Below are 19,878 nucleotides of genomic sequence, written 5' to 3'. Positions count from 1 at the left end.
TCATGACTATACGCGCCGTAGTGCAGGGCGTCGGCCATTACCTGCCGGAAAAAGTGGTTCCGAACAGCGAGTTCGAGAAATCCCTGGAAACCAGCGATGAATGGATTGTCGCCCGTTCGGGAATCGAGCGGCGCCATTTTGCCGCCGAGGGCGAGACGACCTCGGATCTGGCTGTCCATGCCGCCAAGGCGGCGCTGGCCAATGCCGGGATGCAGCCCGATGACATCGACGCAATCGTTGTTGCCACCTCGACCCCCGACCTGACCTTTCCGTCGGTTGCAACCATGGTGCAGGGCAAGCTGGGCATGACCCGCGGGTTCGGCTTTGACGTGCAAGCCGTCTGCGCCGGATTCATCTTTGCGCTGGCCAATGCGAACGCGCTGATTCTGGCTGGCCAGGTGAAAACCGTACTGGTGATCGGGGCCGAGACCTTCTCTCGCATCATGGACTGGACCGATCGCTCGACCTGCGTGCTGTTCGGTGACGGCGCCGGTGCCCTGGTTCTGAAGGCCGAAGAGGCCACTGGTACAACCGATGATCGCGGCGTGCTGGCGACTGACCTGAACTCGGACGGGCGCTATCGCGAGATGCTTTATGTCGACGGCGGCGTGTCCTCGACCGGCACCTCGGGCAAGCTGCGGATGCAGGGCAACCCGCTGTTCCGTCAGGCCGTCGAAAAGCTGACCTCGACCGCGCATGCCGCGCTGGAAAAGGCAGGTCTTGCGGAATCCGATGTCGATTGGATCGTGCCGCACCAGGCCAACATCCGCATCATTCAGGGCACGGCCAAGAAGATGGATCTGCCGATGGATCAGGTGATCGTCACCGTTCAGGACCACGGCAATACCTCGGCCGCATCCATCCCGCTGGCGATGTCCGTGGGCGTGTCACGTGGCCAGATCAAGACGGGTGACCTGCTGGTTGCCGAGGCGATCGGCGGCGGTCTGGCCTGGGGATCGGTCGTTCTGCGCTGGTAAGCGTGGAATTCTTGCTGAAAAAGCACCGCGCAAACCGTTGATATTGACTCGGAATTTGCCTTCGCCCATGTTGGACAAAACAAGGGGACGGAAATGAGTGAAAAAACTCTGACGCGCATGGACCTCAGCGATGCCATCTTCCGCGAAGTCGGTCTTTCGCGCAACGATGCCAGCCAGCTGGTCGAAAGCGTGCTGCAACACATGTCTGACGCACTGGTTGCGGGCGAACAGGTGAAAATCTCGTCGTTCGGCACGTTTTCGGTGCGCGAGAAAGCCGCCCGTGTCGGGCGCAACCCGAAAACCGGCGAAGAGGTTCCGATCAACCCGCGCCGCGTTCTGACGTTCCGTCCGTCGCACCTGATGAAAGAGCGGGTCGCCGCAGGGAACAAGTCCTGATAGGCCGGGGGCGGTGAGATGACCAAATCCCCCGACGCCTTTCGCACGATCAGCGAAGTTGCCGATTGGTTGGACCGTCCGGCCCATGTGCTACGATTCTGGGAAAGCAAGTTCACCCAGGTCAAGCCGATCAAGCGCGCTGGCGGGCGGCGGTACTACCGCCCGCAGGACATGCTGTTGCTTGGCGGCATAAAGAAACTGCTTCACGATGACGGACTGACAATCAAAGGCGTGCAGAAGATGTTGCGTGACCGCGGCGTTGAGCATGTCTCGTCCCTGTCACAACCCTTGGATGAAGTGACCGAAACGGGGGCGCTGGTCCCCTCGCCCGAAAAAGTGGCGGCTTTGAAAGCGGCAGCACCTGTGCCCGAGTCGGCGCAACTGCTTCAATTCCGCCGCCAGACGGACGACGCCGAAGACGAACTGGCGAGCACGGATTTCGACGGCGCCCTCGACGAATACCACGCTACGGACGACCTGCCCGCGGAAGAACCGGCAGCGCCCGAGGCACCGGAACAGTCTGCGCCAACTGCTGCACCACAGCCCGCCGCGAATGAAGCGTTCGACGCTCCGAACTTCTTTTCGATGTTCGATCAGGTCGAGCCGGAAGCCGAACCCAACACTGTGGCCGAGACTGAGCCGGATATGGCCCCAGAGCCCGAGCCGGACGCCATCCCCGAGCCAGAGCAAGCCGAACCCGCCGCCGCGACCATCGAAACCCCGGTTGAGGACGTCCCTGCCCCACGCCAACCCGATGTACCGGTCGATGCGACCTCGGACGCTGGCCCCGGCCCGCTGTCACGCTTGCGTGCTGTCCGCGCCACTGGGTGGACCGGAGAAACCGGTGCGCTTGAGGATCTTCGCGACCAGTTTCGGACGCTTCGCCAAAGGCTTCTGGCCGACTGACGGATTAGGCGAAAAATTCCGCGAAACGGGCTTGCCCCTGCCAGAGAAATCAGTATGAAGAGCGAACCGTCGGGCTATAGCGCAGCCTGGTAGCGCGTCCGTCTGGGGGACGGAAGGTCGCAGGTTCGAGTCCTGCTAGCCCGACCAAATCTTCCCCTGCGAATACGATGGTAGGGTCGCCCTTGGGCGACCTTTTTCTTTTTCGCGGTGCTCTGAACTGTTCCGTTGCGGCAAAACCGTCCATGCGGTCGATTTTCGCTCTGCAGTTCTTGACTTCCAATCCGTGCCGGAAAAGCATGACCCAACAGTGCCATAGGCACGTTTGGATTGCGACCGGAGGATAGCATGGCCAAGACAGTAGACGATTTTTCCCTGCAAAATCTGCTTGTTGATATGGATGAGGACGGAATCACCACCGTCACCCTGAACCGTGCTGACAAACGTAACGCCCTGAACGCCGAAACCATCGAGGAACTGATCGAGGTCTTCTCGGGCCTGCCGCGCATGGGCGCACGCGCGGTCGTGCTGCGCGCCGAGGGTACGCATTTCTGCGCGGGTCTGGATCTGGTGGAACACCACAAAGAAGACCGCCGCCCCGAAGAGTTCATGCATGTCTGCCTGCGCTGGCACGAAGCCTTCAACAAGATGGAATACGGCGGGGTTCCGGTCATCGCCGCGCTCAAGGGGGCCGTCGTCGGTGGCGGTCTGGAACTGGCCAGCTCGGCCCATATCCGAGTGGCGGATCAAAGCACCTATTTCGCCCTGCCCGAAGGCCAGCGTGGCTTGTTCACCGGTGGCGGCGCCACGATCCGCGTGGCCGATCTGGTCGGCAAGGCGCGCATGATCGACATGATGCTGACCGGTCGCGTCTACAAGCAGGACGAGGCGATTTCGGTCGGCCTGGCGCAGTACCTGGTCGAGGATTCCGAGGCCAAGGCCTATGAAATCGCCCGCGCGGCTGCCACCAATCCGCCGCTGTCCAACTTCGCGATCTGCTCGGCGATCAGCCATATGCAGAACATGTCGGCGCTGGACGCCGCCTATGCCGAATCCGTGGTCGCGGGCATCGTGAACACGCAGCCGGCCTCACGCGGGCGGCTGGAGGCGTTCGCCAACAAGACTGCGGCGCGCGTTCGCCCCGAATAATCGGACATCCAACGGGAAAAGGTCGCTTCGGCGACCTTTTTCTATTCCGTTCAGCGCCTTGCCTTTGCTAAGACAGGTCAATTCAAAGGGAGAGTTCCCATGACCGGTGTCCTGCCAAGCCAGCGCCTCAAGACGATGATTGCCTACGGCCAGATTGCGGGCGTCCGGCCAGTCATCCCTGAACAGATTCAGCCAGCCAGCCTTGATCTGCGACTTGGCCTGCGGGCCTGGCGGGTGCGCGCGTCATTCCTGGCCGGGCACGGCCGGACAGTTGCGCAGCGGCTGGATGAATTCGAGATGCACCAGATCGACCTGACAAACGGCGCCGTCCTGGAAAAGGGCTGCGTCTACGTTGTCGAGTTGATGGAAAGCCTAGCCCTGCCCGTGGGCATTCAGGCCGTGGCCAACGCCAAAAGCTCGACCGGGCGGCTGGACCTGCTGACGCGCACGATCACCGATGGCGGCGAGGAATTCGACCGTATCCAGCCCGGCTATTCCGGGCCGCTTTACGCTGAAATCTGCCCGCGGTCATTTTCCGTCCTGGTGCGTCCGGGGATGCGCCTGAACCAGATCCGCTTTCGCGCCGGTCAGGCCGTTCTGGCGGATGACGAGCTGCGCACCCTGCACGCCCAGTCCCCGCTGGTGGACGGCGAGGCTGTGATCGACGACGGTCTGGGCTTCTCGGTCGATCTGCGGCCCGAGTCGGGCGATCTGGTCGGCTATCGCGCGAAACCGCATACCGGCGTGATCGACTTGGACCGCATCGGCCAATACGATCCGGTGGATTTCTGGGAGGAGATTCACACCAAGTCCGGCCAAATCATTCTGGACCCCGGCGCGTTCTACATTCTGGTCAGCCGCGAAGCGGTGCACATTCCCCCCGCCTATGCCGCCGAGATGGCCCCCTATCTGGCCATGGTGGGCGAATTCCGTGTCCATTACGCAGGCTTCTTCGACCCCGGGTTTGGCCATGCCGCTGCGGGCGGCGCAGGCTCGCGCGGGGTGCTTGAGGTGCGCTGCCACGAAGCGCCCTTTGTGCTGGAACATGGCCAGGTCGTCGGGCGTCTGGTCTATGAACGCATGACCGAGATTCCGGACCAGCTCTATGGTGCCGGGATTGCCTCCAACTACCAGGGCCAGGGTCTGAAACTCAGCAAACATTTCCGGGTGTCGTGAAGCCAACGCTAGGTCAACTTCTTGACCAGTTGGTTAACACTTGACCGGATGGTTTACGCGCGCGTAACTCTCTACCTATGAGAGTTTTCAACCGGCCTGTTCCTCTTTTGACGGCGGCCATCGGTGTGATCGGGGCAAACTCGCTTGTCCTGTCGCCAATCGCACCGGCGGTAGCAGCCGATCTGTCGTCGGACACGACCACCATCCTGAAGGCCGTCGCTGCCTACGGGGCCGGAACGGCCATCTCTGCCCTGACGCTTGCGCCGCGCGCGGATGTGATCGGGTCTGACAGGGCGCTGAAACATGCCTGCCTGTTGCTGCTGTTCGCGTTGTTGATGTGCACCCTCGGGACGGACGTCCGGTTCCTGATCCTGGGCCAGGCGATTGCCGGCGTAGGGGCGGGGCTGGCTCTGCCCTCGATCTATTCGCTGGCCGCGCATGTGTCCCCCAAGGGGCGCGAGCGCAAGACGATCAGCACCGTTCTGACGGGCTGGACGCTTTCGCTGATCTTTGGCGTCACCTTCGCGGCGGTCATTGCGGACATGATCGGCTGGCGGGCTGTCTACGGCCTGATGACGGTGCTGACCCTTGGCGTTCTGTTTCTGCTGAAGCAATGCGACATGCAGGTCGGCAGACGCGAAGGCCCCGTTTCCAGCCCGCTGAGCGCCCTGCGCCAACCGGGCATCCTGCGGGCACTGTTTTCCAACGCGATGCTGATGATGGCCTTTAACGGAGCCTACATCTATCTAGGCGCCCATGTTGTGCAGAACATGGGGCTGACGACCTCTGCGACAGGCGTTTTGACCATGCTTTACGGTCTGGGATTTGGCGGGGCGGTGATCTTCAACCGCTTCCTCGAAGGCCTGCCAGCGCGCTGGATCGGGTTGCTGGCCTTTGGCGGCCTTGCCGTCACCTATCTGGCCATGGACCAGTTTTCGCTGCAGATGGCAGTCTTGCTGCCCCTGGCATTCCTTTGGGGCATCTTCCAGCATTTTGCTTTGAACACTGTCGTCGATCGCCTGACCAGCCTCGACCCGAACCGCCGTGGCGCGATCATGGGCCTGAACGCCGCGGTCACCTATGGCACGGTGATGGGCGGCTCGGTCTTTTTCCGGTATCCGTTTGAATACGGTGGCTTGGCCATGTGTCTGGGCATCTCCGCCCTTTTTGCGGCCATCGCAGCAGCCGAGGCGATCTGGCCTTCGCGCCCGGTCAAAACCTGTTCAATCGCCGAGTGACCTTCATCGCTTGCCGCGCGCGTTTGGTGACCTGACGGGCCTGTTTGCCTTGCCCGTCGCCTTTGGCGAAATGATTGATGCCTGCGTTGACGCCCTTGTTCACCGCTTTGCGCACGAACATCCGAAAGATCATATTCACCAGTTGGTTCACATTCATAGCTCTGCCTCCTTTGGCTTGTGCCAGAAGGTAGGTGATGATTGTGCCGATTTAAGGGCCAAGACGTCAGTCGTCGAACAATTCACTTTGATCGCCGTCGTCCTCGTCCTCCTCGCCAGCTGCACCCAGACTAGGCGGCGGGCGGCTTTCCAGCAACCCGGCCGAGCGCAGCTCCTTCAGCCCCGGCAGATCGCGCGCGCTTTCTAGGCCGAAATGATCCAGGAATTCCTGCGTCACGACAAATGTCACCGGACGGCCCGGAGTCATCCTGCGGCGGCCAAACCGGATCCACTCCATCTCCAGCAGCTGGTCGATGGTCCCGCGCGAGACGGACACGCCCCGGATCTCCTCGATCTCGGCGCGGGTGACGGGTTGGTGATAGGCGATGATCGCCAGCGTCTCGATCGCCGCGCGCGACAGTTTGCGGGTCTCGACGGTTTCCTTTTGCATCAGGAACCCCAGATCGGGCGCGGTGCGGATCGCCCAAGCGTCGCCCACCTTGACCACGTTCACCCCGCGACCCTCATAGCGTTTGCGCAGGTAGACAAGCGCCTCGGCGGCGTCGCAACCGTGGGGCATCCGTGCCTCCAGCTCGCGCACCGAGATCGGCTCGGCGGTGGCGAACAGGATCGCTTCGACCATACGCTCCTGTTCGGCCATCGGCGGCGCTTCGAACAGGCTGTCATTGCTTTGGGTCGCGTCAGCCATCTCGGCCCTCTCTCTTGCGTAGGTGGATCGGCTCGAACGTGCCGGACTGGCGGATTTCGGCCTTGCCTTCCTTGACCAGCTCCAGCGAGGCGGCAAAGGTCGCCGCAGTGGCCGAGCGCCGCTTAGCTGGGTCATTCTCCCAACCCGGCGGCAGGTAGCTGACGATGTCGGTCCATGTCCCGGCAAAGCCGATCAGCCCGCGCATCCGTTCCAGCGCCTGCTCCATCGTGAAGACAGAATCGCGGTCCATCACGAAAGGCCGGAATTCATCCTTGGTGCGTATGCGGGCATAGGCCTGCATCAGGTCCAGCAGGTTGGCGGTATAGGTGACGCGCTTGATCCGGGCGACGTCCTCGGGGATGCCACGGACAAAGAAATCCCGCCCCTTCTGGTCGCGCGCCATCAAGCGCGCCGCCACGTCGCGCATCGCTTGCAGACGCTCCAGCTGGAACGCCAAATGTGCGGCCAGTTCTTCGCCCGAGGGGCCTTCTTCGGAGGGATCGGGCGGCAGCAGCAGGCGCGATTTCAGGAAGGCGAGCCAGGCCGCCATCACCAGATAATCCGCCGCCAGTTCCAACCGCAGCTTTTTCGCGCGCTCCACAAAGGCCAGATACTGGTTCGCCAGATGCAGGATCGAGATCTTGCGCAGATCCACCTTCTGCGTCCGGCTGAGCATAAGCAGCAGGTCCAGGGGCCCCTCGAACCCCTCGACATCGACGATCAGCGCCTCGGCCGCCAGCCGTTCGGCAACTGTCTGCTCGGTCGTATCTTCGGCCATGCGCCTTACCCGTTCATCAAGGCGTCCAGCTTGGCCCGCAGGGCGCGAATGTCAACAGGATCGGGCTGTTTTCGCGCCGCAATTGCCGCATCGGCCCGGCGTTGGCCGTCTGCATCCAACCGGCCTGCGGCTTCGCCCACCTTGCGTTTCTCGTCCAAAGAGCCATTGCAATGCAGCACCACATCGCAGCCCGCCGCACGCGACGCGGCGCTGAGGCTGGCCAGATCGCCCGACAGCGCCTTCATCGAGATGTCGTCGGTCATGATCAGCCCGTCAAAGCCGATCTCATCACGGATCAGCCGCATCATCACGGGCGAGATCGTCGCCGGGCGCGGGTCGATCCGGTCATAGACCAGATGCGCGGTCATCCCCAGCGGCAGGTCGTTCAGCGCCTTGAAGGGGGCGAAATCGATCGCGGTCAATTCAGCGTGGTCCACGTCCACCCGGGGCAGCTCAAGATGGCTGTCGGCCACCGCGCGCCCGTGCCCGGGGATGTGTTTCAGCACCGGCAGCACGCCGCCATCCAGAAGACCATTCGCCACCGCACGGCCCATGCGCGAAACGGTGTCCGGGTCCATGCCATAGCAGCGGTTCTGCAAGAAAGGATGCGTCACCGTATGGGCCACATCGACCAGCGGCGCACAGTTGCTGTCGATGCCAAGTGCCCGCAATTCATCAGCAATAATGCGATAGCGCAGGTACATCGCCTCTTCGGCATTCTCGCCTGCCGTGGTCACATGATCCAGCGGCGGCAACCATTCGGTCCAGTTCGGAGCGCGCAGTCGCTGCACGCGTCCGCCCTCTTGGTCGATGGTGATCGGGGCATCGCGGCCCACGGCTTCGCGCAGGTCAGCACATAGCGCACGGATCTGATCGGCGCTGTCCAAATTGCGGGCGAACAGGATGAACCCAAACGGGTTCGCATCGCGAAAGAACGCCTTTTCCTCGGTGCTCAGACGCAGGCCCAGCGGGTCAAGAATAGTGGCGCCGATCACCGCGTGGTCACCGGGATACACTCGGCCTTTTCGGCCACCAGCGCCGAGCAGAACCGCCGCGCATCGTTGATATCCTCGAACCCGTGCGCGCGCAGACGATAGAAGGTGCGCCCGCCGCTTTCGGCCTTTTGGATCACGCGTTTCTTGTCTTGCATGTAGTCGCCGAAGCGACCGAACAGGCGCTCCCATTCCTTCTTGGCGATCTCTGCGCTTTCATAGGCGCCAAGCTGAGCCAGACGGGTTCCGGCGGCCAGGCTATCGGCATCCACATCGACCGTCTGCGACACATCGGGGCGCGCGGCGGCCAGGATGACTTGCCCGCCTTCCGGGCGCATCTGTGGCCGCAGAGAGGTTGCCAGACCATGCAAAGCACCGGCCTCGGCGGTATCGACGGCTTTCACGCGAACCGGCTCTACGGGGTCCAACGGCTGAGCGTCGCGCACCAGATCGGCAACCAGCTTGTCCACGGCGCTTCCGGTCTGCGGCGCATCTGCGGCAACGGCCTCGGTCGTCGCAGACAGTTCTCCTTGCGGCAGATCGTCGGTCGTCAGGTCCACGGGTTTGGGTGCCAGGATCAGTTTATCGGCAGGCTCTTGGGCGCTACCCGTGGCCGCGACCATGTTCACCGCCAGCCCCTGGTTCATCGCCGCAGCACCGCCCGGGTTTTCAGGCTGTATCCGCATCGGCCCTTCGGCGGCGCGCACAACGGGGATGCCGCTGACATCGCGTGTCACCAGCTGATAGCCCCAGACGCCGACTCCAACGACCAGCGCCAGAGACGTCACCGCCCCGGCCCAGTTGGCCAATGTCCCGAATGTTGAACCTTGCGCGGGGACATCAAAGCCCCCGTCTGCCTGTATCTCCGCCATGCTCGCCTCTGCTCTGCCGGGAGGGCCCGGCATTCTGCTCTGCGTTGCCGGCGGGTTTGTGCGTTAGCGCATCTCTTCCGCCGGTTTCACGCCCAGAATACCAAGACCTGCGGAAATGACAACGGCCACGGCCCGCGCAAGGGCGATTTTCGCCTGACTTGCTGCCGCATCACCCTCTTGCAGGAAGCGCAGCGAAGCATCCTCGTTCCCGCGATTCCACAGCGAATGGAAATCCGAGGCGATCTCATACAGGTAGAACGCAATCCGGTGCGGTTCATTGGTGCGGCCTGCGATTTCCACCAAACGCGGCCATTCGGCCAGCTTCTTGGCGACGGTCAGCTCGGCCTCGTGGGTCAGGCCCGACAGGTCTGCCGAGGCCAGCGTCGCGTCGTCATGGGCGATCCCCGCCTCGGTCGCCTTCCGCAGAACCGAGCACACCCGCGCATGCGCGTACTGCACGTAGAAAACAGGGTTGTCCTTGGATTGCTCCAGCACCTTGTCAAAGTCGAAATCCAGCGGCGCGTCGTTCTTGCGGGTCAGCATGTGGAACCGGGTCACGTCCGAGCCGACCTGCTCGACCACATCGCGCAGGGTCACGAACGTTCCTGCCCGCTTGGACATCTTGAACGGCTCGCCGTTTTTGAACAGTTTGACCAGCTGGATCAGCTTAATGTCCAGCGGCACGCGGTTTTCGGACAGGGCCGCAACAGCCGCCTTCATCCGCTTCACATAGCCGCCGTGATCCGCGCCGAACACGTCGATCAGCATGTCAAAGCCGCGCTCGACCTTGGTGTAGTGGTATGCGATATCCGGCGCGAAATAGGTCCAGGCACCGTCGGATTTCATCACCGGACGATCCACGTCATCGCCATAGGCGGTGGATTTGAACAGGGTCTGTTCGCGCGGCTCCCAATCGTCGGGCAGCTTGCCCTTGGGCGGCTCCAACGTGCCGACATAGATCAGGCCCAGAGATTTCAGCCGCTCCAGCGCCGCCTCGATCTGGCCGGTGCCATAGAGCGATTTCTCGCTGTAATACACGTCCATTTTGACGCCGAGCGAGGCCAGATCTTCGCGGATCATCTCCATCATCTTCTCGGTGGCGAATTCACGCACGTCGACCAGCCAGTCCTCTTCGGGCTTGTCCAGCAGATCGGCGCCATATTTCGCCTTCAGCGCCTCGCCGACGGGGATCAGGTAGTCCCCGGGATACAGGCCTTCGCGGATCGCCGGTTCCAGCCCGTTGGCCTCGCGGTAACGCTCGTAGGCCGAGCGAGCCAGCACGTCGACCTGCGCACCGCCGTCGTTGATGTAGTATTCGCGCGTCACCTCGTAGCCCGCGTAATCGAGCAGGCTAGCCAGCGCGTCACCGAACACCGCACCGCGGGTATGGCCCACATGCATCGGGCCAGTCGGGTTCGCACTGACAAATTCCACGTTTACGCGCTTGCTCGCGCCCATGTCCGAACGGCCATATGCGGTGCCAGAGGTCAGTGCGGCCTTGACAATGCCATGCCACAGACCCGCGTTCAGACGCAGGTTCAGAAAGCCCGGACCAGCCACTTCGGCGCTGGTGATGCGCTCGTTCGCGCCCAGCCGCTCGGCCAGTTTCTCGGCGATGTCGCGCGGCTTCATCTGGGCGGGTTTGGCCAGCACCATCGCGGCGTTGGTCGCCATGTCCCCATGTGCGGCATCACGCGGAGGCTCGACCGCCACGTTGGCATAATCCAGCCCGGCAGGCAGCTCGCCAGCCTCGGCCATCTGCTGCAACGTATCCAGCACCAGTGCGCGCATTTCGGTGAAGAGGTTCATGGGTTCATTCCTTTCCGCTTGCGCGGGGTTTACCACGCAAAGGCCAAAGGTCAACGCCCCTTGGGGCGCTGCCTTCTGTCACGTCACGAGGCGTTCAGCCGCCGCGTTGGATCGGGGTCGCACGACGTCCGGCGGGAATGGCCGCGCGGCCGGTCAGTCGTTCGTGTTCCTGCAGGGCGAAGCGATCGGTCATCCCGGCAATATAATCCGAAACGATCCGCGCCAGCGCGGTGTCGGTCTGCGCCTCGTCCACATCCTTGCGCCATTGACGCGGCAACAGATCAGGCTTGTCCATGTAGATGCCGAACAGCACCCGCACCACGTCCGTCACGTAGCTGCGCACCTCGACCACTTCGGGGGCGCGATACATGCGGTGGAACAGGAATTCGCGGATGACCTTCAGATCCTCCCACAGCGGCTTCGAGAACTGCACCATCATCCGCCCCGCCCCACGCACCTCCTCGACCGAGCGCGGATCAGCCGCGCGCAGATTGGCCTGGGTCACGGCAATCACGTCCTCGACCAACACCCCAAAGAACCGGCGCAGCGCCTCGTGACGACGGCGATAATAGTTCAAGCCGGGATATTTGTGATCCACCTCGGCGAAACAGCCATCCAGAATAGGCATCTCGGCCAGCTCGTCGGTGGAAAACAACTCGGCCCGCAACCCGTCATGCAGATCGTGGTTGTTATAGGCGATGTCGTCGGACAAAGCGGCCACCTGAGCCTCGGCGCTGGCATGGGTGTGCAGCTCCAGATCGTGGCGCGCGTTGTACTCGGCCAGCGCCCAGGGGATGTCGCCGGTGACGGGGCCATTATGCTTGGCGATGCCTTCCAGCGTCTCCCAGGTCAGATTCAGCCCGTCCCATTCGGCATAGTGCCGCTCCAGATTGGTGACGATGCGAATGGCCTGCGCATTGTGATCGAATCCGCCAAAAGGTGCCATCAGCTCGGCCAGCGCGTCCTCGCCGGTATGGCCAAAGGGCGTGTGCCCCAGATCGTGGGCCAGCGCCACCGCCTCGGTCAACTCGGGGTTCAGCCCTAGCGTCCCCGCAATGGTCCGCGCCACCTGCGCCACTTCGATGGAATGCGTCAGACGGGTGCGAAAATAATCGCCCTCATGCTCGATGAACACCTGGGTCTTGTGCTTCAGCCGCCGAAACGCGCTGGCATGAATGATGCGATCCCGATCCCGCTGAAAACACGACCGGAACGCGCTTTCATCTTCGGGAAAAAGGCGGCCACGGCTGCGGGCCGGATCCGATGCGAATGGAGCTTGCATGGTTCAACTGTCCCTTGTCGCCTGTCCTTGCCCTCCATATATTCCACTCTATCTGTCAAAGGAACCGCGCAGGAGCCTCAAACCCATGAATTTGCCGCCAAAAGTGACCGATCGCGCCTTTGCCCGCCTGTCCGAGATCGGCGCGGCCGCCCAGGGCATGGCATTGCGCGTCGCTGTCGAGGGCGGCGGCTGCTCTGGCTTCCAATACGATATCAAGCTCGACACCCCCGCCGAGGATGACATCGTGCTCGAGGGCGCTGGAGAGAAAGTTCTGGTCGACACCGTGTCCCTGCCCTTCCTGACCGGCGCCACGATCGACTTCACCGAGGAACTGATCGGCGCGCGCTTCGTGATCGACAATCCCAACGCCACCTCGTCCTGTGGCTGCGGCACCTCCTTCTCAATCTGACCCGTTCTTCTTTCTGACCAAAATACTCCCGCCGGAGGCACGGAAAATTTCAAATTTTCCGTTTAAAATTCTTTGCAAGAATTTTCCCCTCCCCACACGTTCCGCCCCAAGCATGGGGTTGCACCATGGGGCAGGAGCAGGGCAAAAAGACCCGAAGCTACAGGAGACGCGCCATGAAAATCGCCACATTCAACATCAACGGCATCAAGGCGCGCCAGAAAGCTCTGACCGATTGGCTGACCGAGGCGCAGCCCGACGTCGCCCTGCTGCAAGAGATCAAGTCGGTCGACCAAGCCTTTCCCCGAGAGGTCTTCGAAGACATGGGCTACAACGTGGAAACCCACGGTCAGAAAAGCTTCAATGGCGTGGCGATCCTGTCGAAACTTCCTCTGGAGGACGTAACGCGCGGCCTGCCCCGCGATAACAGTGACGAACAGGCCCGCTGGATCGAGGCGACCGTGGTGGGCAAAACGGCGATCCGTATTTGCGGCCTCTACCTGCCCAACGGCAACCCGGTCGAGCTGCAGGAGGACGGCGCGCCGGTCGAGGGCGGCAAATACGCCTACAAGCTGGCCTGGATGGAACGGCTGCGCGACCGCGCGCAAGAGTTGCTGGACAGCGAAATGCCTTCGCTCATGGCCGGCGATTACAACATCATTCCCCAAGCCGAGGACGCCAAACGCCCCGACGCCTGGCGGCAGGATGCCCTGTTTCGGCCCGAGAGCCGCGCAGCGTTCCGACGCATTCTGAACCTTGGCTTTACCGAGGCATTCCGGGCGCTGACCCGTGGGCCAGGGCATTACTCGTTTTGGGATTATCAAGCCGGCGCCTGGCAAAAGGACGATGGCATTCGCATTGATCACTTTCTTCTGAGCCCACAATGCGCCGACTTGTTGGTGGACTGCAAAATCGACCGGGGGATTAGAGGGCGTGAAAAACCGTCGGACCACGTGCCTGTCTGGGTGGAGCTGGATGCCTGAGGGCAGCAAAGGGGGCGCTGCCCCCGCCGTTGAAAATTAATAATTTTCAACGACTCCCCCGGGATATTTGTAAAAAGAAGAAGATCAGGAGGGGTGCTGGGTTTCGTCGTGCAGATAGAGCCAGTCGAACTGGTGCAGCATCTGGTCCGGGGCCAAGGCGCCGCCAAGCCTGAGCGCGGTATGTGCCGCGAAACGCAGGGGGCCGAAACCGAGATGGTATTTCCAGGCATTGCGCGTGGCGGCGTTGATCACCTTGGTTGCGCGCGCCTGGCGGCGTCGCTGATAGGCGGAGAGGCCGACTGCGGTGCTTTCTGAAGCAGAGAGTTCCTCGGCCAGCGCCCAAGCGTCTTCAAGCCCCATGCAAGCGCCTTGTGCCAGAAAAGGCAGTGTCGGATGGGCAGCGTCGCCCAGAATAGCCACGTTCTGCCCGTGCCACTGGCGTGCGACCGGGTGACGGAACAGCCCCCAGAGGTTCACCTTGTCCACGAGAGACAGCATTTGCTGAACCTCGGGCCCGAAGTCGGCAAACACGTTGCGCAGATTGGCCGGGTCGTCCTCGTGATGCCAGCCTTCGTCGACCCATTGCGCGCGTTCCTGGACGGCGACGATGTTGATCAACTCACCCCGGCGCAACGGGTAGCTGACGACGTGCCGTCCCGGCCCCATATGGACCCGGGCGACGGGCGGAAGGTTCAGGATATTCGGGATGACGCAACGCCATGCGACCTGCCCGGTGAAGAACGGACGGTCCGCGCCGTTCAGCGCAACGCGGGCCTTGGAGTGCAAACCATCCGCGCCGATCACCAGATCGGGGTGCAATTCCGTGCCATTTGACATGCGGATCGTCGGTGGATCGCCCGGGATCACCTGGTCAACCTGTTGCAGCAGGCGGATTTTCACGCCCGCCTCGCGGGCACCAGTGGCCAGAACCTCGATCAGGTCGGCCCGATGCACGAAAAAGTAATTGCGGTTTTGCAGGCGGGTCAGGTCCAGTCGGACGACCTCTGCCTTACGATAATCGCGCAAGCTGACGGCATTGGCGCGGACGGCGGTTTGGGCCAGCGCATCCCCCAACCCCAAGGCATCCAGAACCGCGAATCCATTGGGGCTGATCTGCAGGCCGGCGCCCACCTCGGTGATTTCGGGGGCCTGTTCCAGAACGGTGACCGACGCACCGCGCATTGCCAGTGCGCGCGACACGGCCAGACCCGCGATTCCGCCGCCGATAACGGCGATTTTCATACCCAGAAGACTCATGCTTCCCTTTGAAAACAAAAAACGCCGGAGGAAAACCCCCGGCGTTTGGAATGTCGGCATGTCTGCCCGCGATCAGTCGTCGCGGTGAACCTTTTCGCGACGCTCGTGGCGCTCTTGCGCCTCAAGGCTCATGGTCGCGATGGGGCGTGCATCCAGACGTTTCAGGCTGATCGGCTCGCCGGTGACTTCGCAGTAGCCGTACTCGCCTTCTTCGATCCGGCGCAGGGCCGCGTCGATCTTGGACACCAGTTTGCGCTGGCGATCGCGGGTACGCAGTTCCAGCGCGCGATCGGTTTCCTCGGACGCGCGATCCGCGATATCGGGGATGTTGCGCGTGCTGTCCTGAAGGCCCTCGATCGTGTCGCGGCTGTCTTCAAGAAGCTCGTGTTTCCAGGTGATAAGTTTGCGCCGGAAATATTCCAGCTGCCGCTCGTTCATGAACGGCTCATCTTCTGCCGGACGATAGTCGTCGGCAATAAAGGTTTCAGCCTTCATCTCTTTTCCCTCAATAAGGTCCATCTCAGTCAAGGAATTTTCGTCTGACACTATGGTACCCTCCCGCCGCCCGAATAAACCAATGACCAGAAATTGTCACTAGCCAATGCACAGTTTCTGGCACCACGAACCAAAGCAATGTGACCCAAGGTCCGCAGTCCGCGCAGTACAGTGTTTTCTTTCACTTTTTCGTGTCGAAAATCGACAAAGACACCAGAAATCTGCTGAAAAATGCTGCATGTGCAGCAGCGCCCCCGACGTTTATGAACGACCGAACCACCCTGTTTCGCGGCATATACTCTCGGCTGTGGGCGCAGCCTGTTTGCTCTGCCGGAAATTGCATAACCGTGTCTGTAAAGCGCAGCGTCTGATCGGTTCATACACCTGTCCCTTGCCGTCCTGACGGACCAAAAAAGTGGCACGCGCCACCGTCTTGACGCAAGACTTCGGTCCTTTTGATACCCTTAAACGCCACACATTGCGGTGCACGTTTGATCACGTTAGTGTGCGCCCCGAACAGGGCAAAAGGGTGATGAAAGCATGAAATTCCAAGGCACAGACGCTTATGTGGCTACCGACGATCTGAAGGTCGCCGTCAACGCCGCCGTGGCGCTGGAACGGCCGCTGCTGGTCAAGGGCGAGCCGGGCACCGGTAAGACTGAACTGGCGCGGCAGGTGTCTCAGGCGCTGGGTCTGCGCATGATCGAGTGGAACATCAAATCCACCACCAAGGCGCAACAAGGTCTGTACGAATACGATGCCGTCAGCCGCCTGCGCGACAGCCAACTGGGCGAAGAACGCGTCCATGATGTGAAAAACTACATCAAGAAGGGCAAGCTCTGGACCGCGTTCGAGGCCGACGAAAAGGTCGTTCTGCTGATCGACGAAATCGACAAGGCAGATATCGAGTTTCCGAACGACCTGCTGCAGGAACTCGACAAGATGGAGTTCCACGTCTATGAGACCGGCGAGACGATCAAGGCCAAGGTGCGCCCCATCGTCATCATCACCTCGAACAACGAAAAGGAACTGCCGGATGCGTTTTTGCGCCGCTGCTTCTTCCACTACATCCGCTTCCCCGAGCCCGAGGTGATGAAGCAGATCGTCGAGGTCCACCACCCCGGCATCAAGGAAAAGCTGCTGACCACCGCGCTGACCCAGTTCTACGAAATCCGTGAAACCGCCGGGCTGAAGAAAAAGCCCTCGACCTCGGAAGTGCTGGACTGGCTGAAGCTGCTGCTGGCCGAGGACATGACCCCCGAAGACCTGAAACGCGACGGCGCGAACGCCCTGCCCAAGCTGCACGGTGCCCTGCTGAAGAACGAGCAGGACGTGCACCTGTTCGAGCGGCTGGCCTTCATGGCGCGCAGCCAGCAGCCGCGTCGCTGACCCCTTTGCCAAAGCGGGCGGGTGTTGCCCCCCGCTTTGGCAGTCTTATGCCTGCCGCGCCAAAAGCCGCCGAAACCCGTTGTCGCCGCGCGGTCGAACAGGCAGGATAGTCGCATGAAAAACATCCTGCTCAGCCTTGCCCTGGTCACCAGTCTGGCCTCTTGCATGTCCCCGGACGGCGAGGCGACTACCCGCGCATCCTCCTCTCCGGTGGGCGGGCTGCCCCCGATGAAAACCTTTTCGGGCCAGACACTTGAACGGGTTCAGACATCGAACGCGGACATCGCGCGGGATTTCCTGGATCTCAGTTTCGTGCTCGAATCCGGCCGGGAGCTGCCCTATTTCACCCGCTTCGAGGGGCCCATTACCCTGCGCCTGAGCGGCCGCGCGCCCGAGCAGATGCAGCGCGATCTGGATCGGCTGATCAGCCGCCTGCGCAACGAGGCCGGGATCGATATTCGCCTGACAAAAGCACCCGACGCGAACATCACCATCAACGCCGTCAGCCGCAACGACATCCAGCGCTACCTGCCTCAGGCCGCGTGTTTCGTGGTGCCGAACGTCTCGAGCCTGTCTGAATACGCGCGCAACTCCGGCTCGGCCCGCACCGATTGGGCGCTGCTGCAAGACCGGCAGCGCATGGCGATTTTCGTGCCCGCCGACGCGCCCCCACAGGAAACCCGCGACTGCCTGCACGAGGAGTTGGCACAGGCGTTAGGCCCGCTGAATGACCTCTATCGCCTGCCTGATTCCGTGTTCAACGACGACAATATCCACACGGTTCTGACCAGCTATGACATGCTGATCCTGCGCGCCTATTACGCGCCCGAGCTGCGCAACGGCATGTCCCGCGCCGAGGTGGCCGAGCGCCTGCCCCGCCTGTTGGCGCGCCTCAACCCCGCCGGGCAAACCCTTCGTACGCAACAACTTTCTGACACACCAACCGCCTGGGTGAACGCGATCCAGACGGCGCTTGGCCCCGGCGCCAGCCCGATGCAACGGCAAGAGGCCGCCCGCCGTGCCCTGGCGATCGCTGAAAACGCCGGCTGGACGGATCACCGCCGCGCGTTTTCGCATTACGCGCTTGGCCGGCTGACCCAGGGCGTCAACGCCGAGGTCGCCCTGTCGCATTTCCGCGCGGCGCAATCGTTCTACACCCGCAACCCGCTGACGCAGTTGCACGCCGCCCATGTTGCGGCGCAACTGGCGGCCTATGCGATCTCGGAAGGCAATGGAAACGAAGCCCTTTTGCTGACCGGCCCCTATCTGGCCGTCGCTGCCCGACATGAGAACGCGGCGCTGCTGTCGACCCTGCAATTGCTGCGCGCCGAGGCGCTGGACCTGCTGGGCCGCTCCTCTGAGGCACAGTCTGTCAGACTGGACAGTCTGGGCTGGGCGCGGTACGGCTTCGGTTCGGACGGGGCGGTGCACGCCAGATTGCGCGAAATCATCGCCCTGTCACCGCTGAAAAGGAGCAACGGGCAGACATGATCGTCATCGCTGGCGCAATTTTGGGTTTGATCATAGGGGCTTACCGCGCAAAACGCCGCGGGGGCAACCGCAAGGACATAGCACAATACGCGGTGGCCTATGCCGTGCTATTCATGATCATCGGACTGTTCATCACCATCTTTATACACAGGGCCTCGATCTGATCCATGTTCCTTCCTTTCTTCGAAAACCTCAGAAAAACTGGTGTTCCCGTCTCGCTGCGCGAGTATCTGAGCTTTCTCGAAGCGGTGAAGGCCGGGTTGGTCACCTATGACGTCGAGGCGTTCTACTACCTCGCCCGCACCGCCATGGTGAAGGACGAGCGGAACATCGACAAGTTCGACCGCGCTTTTGCCATGTCTTTCAAAGGCTTGGACCAAATCCAGCTGGGCGACGTCCTTGAGGCGATCGAGCTGCCATCGGACTGGCTGGAAAAGATGGCGGAAAAGTACCTCACCGAAGAGGAAAAGGCCGAGATCGAAGCTTTAGGAGGCTTCGATAAGCTCATGGAAACGTTGAAAAAACGTCTTGAAGAGCAGAAAGGCCGCCACCAAGGGGGCAACAAGTGGGTCGGCACGGCGGGCACCTCGCCGTTCGGGGCCTATGGCTATAACCCCGAAGGGGTGCGGATCGGCCAGAAGGAAAGCCGCAACCAACGTGCCGTCAAGGTCTGGGATCGTAGAGAATTCAAGAACTTGGATGACACAGTTGAACTGGGCACGCGCAATATCAAGGTCGCGCTGAAGCGCCTGCGGCGCTGGGCCCGTGACGGCGCCCATGAGGAGCTGGATCTGGACGGCACCATCCGCGCCACGGCCGAACATGGCTACCTTGACGTCAAGGTGCGCCCGGAACGGCGCAATGCGGTAAAAGTTGTTTTGTTTCTGGACGTTGGCGGATCTATGGACCCGCATATCAAGGTCATGGAGGAGCTGTTCTCGGCCGCGAAATCCGAGTTCAAGCACCTGGAATACTTCTATTTCCACAACTGCCTGTACGAAGGCGTGTGGAAGGACAACAAACGCCGCTGGGATGCGCAGACCCCTACATGGGAGGTTCTGCGGACCTATGGCCCTGATTATAAATGCATTTTCATCGGAGACGCCTCGATGTCGCCCTATGAAATCTCGTATCCGGGCGGCGCGAACGAGCATTGGAACCCCGAGGCGGGCCAGGTCTGGCTGGAGCGCGCGCGGGAGCAGTGGCCCTCGAACCTGTGGATCAACCCGGTGCCGGAACGCTACTGGGGCTACACGCAATCCATTGGACTCATTAAAGAAATCTTCGAGAACAACATGGTTCCGATGACTCTGGAAGGGCTGGAAAAGGGCATGAAAGAGCTTACGAAATAGGTTAATCCTATCGTCCAGCTTTAACTTTGCCGCCCTACCCTTTGGAATTGCTTGAAACTTCACGTGAA

At 61.7% G+C, this 19,878-nt stretch carries 21 protein-coding genes and 1 tRNA gene; 13 read left to right on the top strand and 9 right to left on the bottom strand.

All coding sequences use genetic code 11. From position 1 onward, the window contains the following. The first annotated feature begins 2 nt into the window (after positions 1 to 2). From E7681_RS07705 to E7681_RS07675, 7 genes are all read left to right on the top strand, one after another. Positions 3 to 977: a beta-ketoacyl-ACP synthase III gene (locus tag E7681_RS07705; RefSeq protein ID WP_136338691.1), complete on the top strand. Its 975-nt coding sequence runs from the start codon at positions 3 to 5 to the stop codon at positions 975 to 977. Positions 978 to 1,070: 93 nt separating this feature from the next. Next, entirely contained in the window at positions 1,071 to 1,373 is a 303-nt protein-coding gene (ihfA, locus tag E7681_RS07700; RefSeq protein WP_136338690.1) for an integration host factor subunit alpha, read from the top strand. An 18-nt stretch (positions 1,374 to 1,391) separates the two neighbouring features. After that, positions 1,392 to 2,279: a MerR family transcriptional regulator gene (locus E7681_RS19100; protein WP_246032428.1), complete on the top strand. Its 888-nt coding sequence runs from the start codon at positions 1,392 to 1,394 to the stop codon at positions 2,277 to 2,279. A gap of 70 nt (positions 2,280 to 2,349) precedes the next feature. Further along, positions 2,350 to 2,426: transfer RNA gene (locus tag E7681_RS07690), tRNA-Pro, on the top strand. 198 nt (positions 2,427 to 2,624) lie between these two features. Beyond that, positions 2,625 to 3,425, top strand: a complete 801-nt coding sequence (locus E7681_RS07685; protein ID WP_136338689.1) for a crotonase/enoyl-CoA hydratase family protein — start codon at positions 2,625 to 2,627, stop codon at positions 3,423 to 3,425. Between the two features lie 99 nt (positions 3,426 to 3,524). Beyond that, the gene (locus E7681_RS07680; protein WP_136338688.1) at positions 3,525 to 4,601 is read left to right on the top strand and encodes a 2'-deoxycytidine 5'-triphosphate deaminase; all 1,077 of its coding nucleotides are present in this window, start codon (positions 3,525 to 3,527) and stop codon (positions 4,599 to 4,601) included. 77 nt (positions 4,602 to 4,678) lie between these two features. After that, on the top strand, positions 4,679 to 5,839 hold the full coding sequence (locus tag E7681_RS07675; protein ID WP_136338687.1) for an MFS transporter: 1,161 nt from the start codon (positions 4,679 to 4,681) through the stop codon (positions 5,837 to 5,839). On the opposite strand, the gene E7681_RS07670 is transcribed toward E7681_RS07675, so the two are convergent. From E7681_RS07670 to E7681_RS07645, 7 genes are all read right to left on the bottom strand, one after another. Further along, complete coding sequence (locus E7681_RS07670; RefSeq protein WP_136338686.1) at positions 5,814 to 5,996, bottom strand: hypothetical protein; 183 nt, start codon at positions 5,994 to 5,996, stop codon at positions 5,814 to 5,816. The two genes, E7681_RS07675 and E7681_RS07670, sit on opposite strands and share 26 nt — an antisense overlap. Positions 5,997 to 6,062: 66 nt before the next feature. After that, positions 6,063 to 6,704, bottom strand: coding sequence for an SMC-Scp complex subunit ScpB (scpB, locus tag E7681_RS07665; RefSeq protein ID WP_136338685.1), 642 nt, complete (start codon positions 6,702 to 6,704; stop codon positions 6,063 to 6,065). Further along, positions 6,697 to 7,482, bottom strand: a complete 786-nt coding sequence (locus E7681_RS07660; RefSeq protein WP_136338684.1) for a segregation and condensation protein A — start codon at positions 7,480 to 7,482, stop codon at positions 6,697 to 6,699. Before E7681_RS07660 ends, scpB begins: the two co-directional genes overlap by 8 nt. Before the next feature lie 5 nt (positions 7,483 to 7,487). Then, positions 7,488 to 8,498, bottom strand: coding sequence for a beta-N-acetylhexosaminidase (gene nagZ, locus E7681_RS07655; protein WP_246032427.1), 1,011 nt, complete (start codon positions 8,496 to 8,498; stop codon positions 7,488 to 7,490). Beyond that, positions 8,474 to 9,346 (bottom strand): SPOR domain-containing protein, encoded by an 873-nt coding sequence (locus tag E7681_RS19095; protein ID WP_246032426.1) that lies wholly within the window; start codon positions 9,344 to 9,346, stop codon positions 8,474 to 8,476. Before E7681_RS19095 ends, nagZ begins: the two co-directional genes overlap by 25 nt. A gap of 63 nt (positions 9,347 to 9,409) precedes the next feature. Further along, entirely contained in the window at positions 9,410 to 11,155 is a 1,746-nt protein-coding gene (argS, locus tag E7681_RS07650; protein ID WP_136338682.1) for an arginine--tRNA ligase, read from the bottom strand. 94 nt (positions 11,156 to 11,249) lie between these two features. Further along, complete coding sequence (locus E7681_RS07645; protein ID WP_136338681.1) at positions 11,250 to 12,437, bottom strand: deoxyguanosinetriphosphate triphosphohydrolase; 1,188 nt, start codon at positions 12,435 to 12,437, stop codon at positions 11,250 to 11,252. A gap of 85 nt (positions 12,438 to 12,522) precedes the next feature. Here E7681_RS07645 and E7681_RS07640 point away from each other — a divergent pair, with 85 nt between their 5' ends. Together E7681_RS07640 and xth are read left to right on the top strand one after the other, a co-directional pair. Then, complete coding sequence (locus E7681_RS07640) at positions 12,523 to 12,846, top strand: HesB/IscA family protein (RefSeq protein WP_136338680.1); 324 nt, start codon at positions 12,523 to 12,525, stop codon at positions 12,844 to 12,846. A 173-nt stretch (positions 12,847 to 13,019) separates the two neighbouring features. Further along, positions 13,020 to 13,826 (top strand): exodeoxyribonuclease III, encoded by an 807-nt coding sequence (gene xth, locus E7681_RS07635; protein ID WP_136338679.1) that lies wholly within the window; start codon positions 13,020 to 13,022, stop codon positions 13,824 to 13,826. An 84-nt stretch (positions 13,827 to 13,910) separates the two neighbouring features. On the opposite strand, the gene E7681_RS07630 is transcribed toward xth, so the two are convergent. Then, entirely contained in the window at positions 13,911 to 15,083 is a 1,173-nt protein-coding gene (locus tag E7681_RS07630; RefSeq protein ID WP_136338678.1) for an FAD-dependent oxidoreductase, read from the bottom strand. Between the two features lie 72 nt (positions 15,084 to 15,155). Continuing rightward, positions 15,156 to 15,602 carry an RNA polymerase-binding protein DksA gene (dksA, locus tag E7681_RS07625; RefSeq protein WP_425471377.1) on the bottom strand — a complete coding sequence of 149 codons (447 nt, stop codon included), beginning with the start codon at positions 15,600 to 15,602 and terminating at the stop codon, positions 15,156 to 15,158. Positions 15,603 to 16,118: 516 nt separating this feature from the next. On the opposite strand from dksA, the gene E7681_RS07620 reads away from it, so the two are divergent. From E7681_RS07620 to E7681_RS07610, 4 genes are all read left to right on the top strand, one after another. Beyond that, positions 16,119 to 16,967: an AAA family ATPase gene (locus E7681_RS07620; protein WP_136338676.1), complete on the top strand. Its 849-nt coding sequence runs from the start codon at positions 16,119 to 16,121 to the stop codon at positions 16,965 to 16,967. A gap of 114 nt (positions 16,968 to 17,081) precedes the next feature. Further along, a complete protein-coding gene (locus tag E7681_RS07615; RefSeq protein WP_136338675.1) occupies positions 17,082 to 18,458 on the top strand; it encodes a DUF2927 domain-containing protein in 1,377 nt (458 codons plus the stop codon). After that, entirely contained in the window at positions 18,455 to 18,622 is a 168-nt protein-coding gene (locus tag E7681_RS18800; protein WP_168733174.1) for a hypothetical protein, read from the top strand. The genes E7681_RS07615 and E7681_RS18800 overlap by 4 nt, the downstream gene beginning before the upstream one ends. A gap of 3 nt (positions 18,623 to 18,625) precedes the next feature. Then, positions 18,626 to 19,810: a vWA domain-containing protein gene (locus E7681_RS07610; RefSeq protein ID WP_136338674.1), complete on the top strand. Its 1,185-nt coding sequence runs from the start codon at positions 18,626 to 18,628 to the stop codon at positions 19,808 to 19,810. The last annotated feature ends 68 nt before the right edge of the window (positions 19,811 to 19,878 follow it).

Origin of the sequence: Thalassobius vesicularis, from assembly GCF_004799325.1 — a bacterium.
In the GTDB taxonomy this organism is placed as follows: Bacteria; Pseudomonadota; Alphaproteobacteria; order Rhodobacterales; family Rhodobacteraceae; genus Thalassobius; species Thalassobius vesicularis.
The sequence above is the reverse complement of the archived record's forward strand: the minus strand, read 5'-3'. Positions and strand labels throughout refer to the sequence as shown.

What these genes read in the sequence shown, in the direction of transcription:
- E7681_RS07645 (WP_136338681.1), bottom strand. Translation starts at nt 12,437, where the DNA reads ATGCAAGCTCCATTCGCATCGGATCCGGCCCGCAGCCGTGGCCGCCTT.
- E7681_RS07610 (WP_136338674.1), top strand. Translation starts at nt 18,626, where the DNA reads ATGTTCCTTCCTTTCTTCGAAAACCTCAGAAAAACTGGTGTTCCCGTC.
- E7681_RS07630 (WP_136338678.1), bottom strand. Translation starts at nt 15,083, where the DNA reads ATGAGTCTTCTGGGTATGAAAATCGCCGTTATCGGCGGCGGAATCGCG.
- E7681_RS07615 (WP_136338675.1), top strand. Translation starts at nt 17,082, where the DNA reads ATGAAAAACATCCTGCTCAGCCTTGCCCTGGTCACCAGTCTGGCCTCT.
- E7681_RS07670 (WP_136338686.1), bottom strand. Translation starts at nt 5,996, where the DNA reads ATGAATGTGAACCAACTGGTGAATATGATCTTTCGGATGTTCGTGCGC.
- E7681_RS07660 (WP_136338684.1), bottom strand. Translation starts at nt 7,482, where the DNA reads ATGGCCGAAGATACGACCGAGCAGACAGTTGCCGAACGGCTGGCGGCC.
- E7681_RS07705 (WP_136338691.1), top strand. Translation starts at nt 3, where the DNA reads ATGACTATACGCGCCGTAGTGCAGGGCGTCGGCCATTACCTGCCGGAA.
- E7681_RS07675 (WP_136338687.1), top strand. Translation starts at nt 4,679, where the DNA reads ATGAGAGTTTTCAACCGGCCTGTTCCTCTTTTGACGGCGGCCATCGGT.
- E7681_RS07620 (WP_136338676.1), top strand. Translation starts at nt 16,119, where the DNA reads ATGAAATTCCAAGGCACAGACGCTTATGTGGCTACCGACGATCTGAAG.
- scpB (WP_136338685.1), bottom strand. Translation starts at nt 6,704, where the DNA reads ATGGCTGACGCGACCCAAAGCAATGACAGCCTGTTCGAAGCGCCGCCG.
- dksA (WP_425471377.1), bottom strand. Translation starts at nt 15,602, where the DNA reads ATGGACCTTATTGAGGGAAAAGAGATGAAGGCTGAAACCTTTATTGCC.
- E7681_RS07680 (WP_136338688.1), top strand. Translation starts at nt 3,525, where the DNA reads ATGACCGGTGTCCTGCCAAGCCAGCGCCTCAAGACGATGATTGCCTAC.
- argS (WP_136338682.1), bottom strand. Translation starts at nt 11,155, where the DNA reads ATGAACCTCTTCACCGAAATGCGCGCACTGGTGCTGGATACGTTGCAG.
- E7681_RS07685 (WP_136338689.1), top strand. Translation starts at nt 2,625, where the DNA reads ATGGCCAAGACAGTAGACGATTTTTCCCTGCAAAATCTGCTTGTTGAT.
- E7681_RS19100 (WP_246032428.1), top strand. Translation starts at nt 1,392, where the DNA reads ATGACCAAATCCCCCGACGCCTTTCGCACGATCAGCGAAGTTGCCGAT.
- ihfA (WP_136338690.1), top strand. Translation starts at nt 1,071, where the DNA reads ATGAGTGAAAAAACTCTGACGCGCATGGACCTCAGCGATGCCATCTTC.
- E7681_RS07640 (WP_136338680.1), top strand. Translation starts at nt 12,523, where the DNA reads ATGAATTTGCCGCCAAAAGTGACCGATCGCGCCTTTGCCCGCCTGTCC.
- xth (WP_136338679.1), top strand. Translation starts at nt 13,020, where the DNA reads ATGAAAATCGCCACATTCAACATCAACGGCATCAAGGCGCGCCAGAAA.
- E7681_RS18800 (WP_168733174.1), top strand. Translation starts at nt 18,455, where the DNA reads ATGATCGTCATCGCTGGCGCAATTTTGGGTTTGATCATAGGGGCTTAC.
- E7681_RS19095 (WP_246032426.1), bottom strand. Translation starts at nt 9,346, where the DNA reads ATGGCGGAGATACAGGCAGACGGGGGCTTTGATGTCCCCGCGCAAGGT.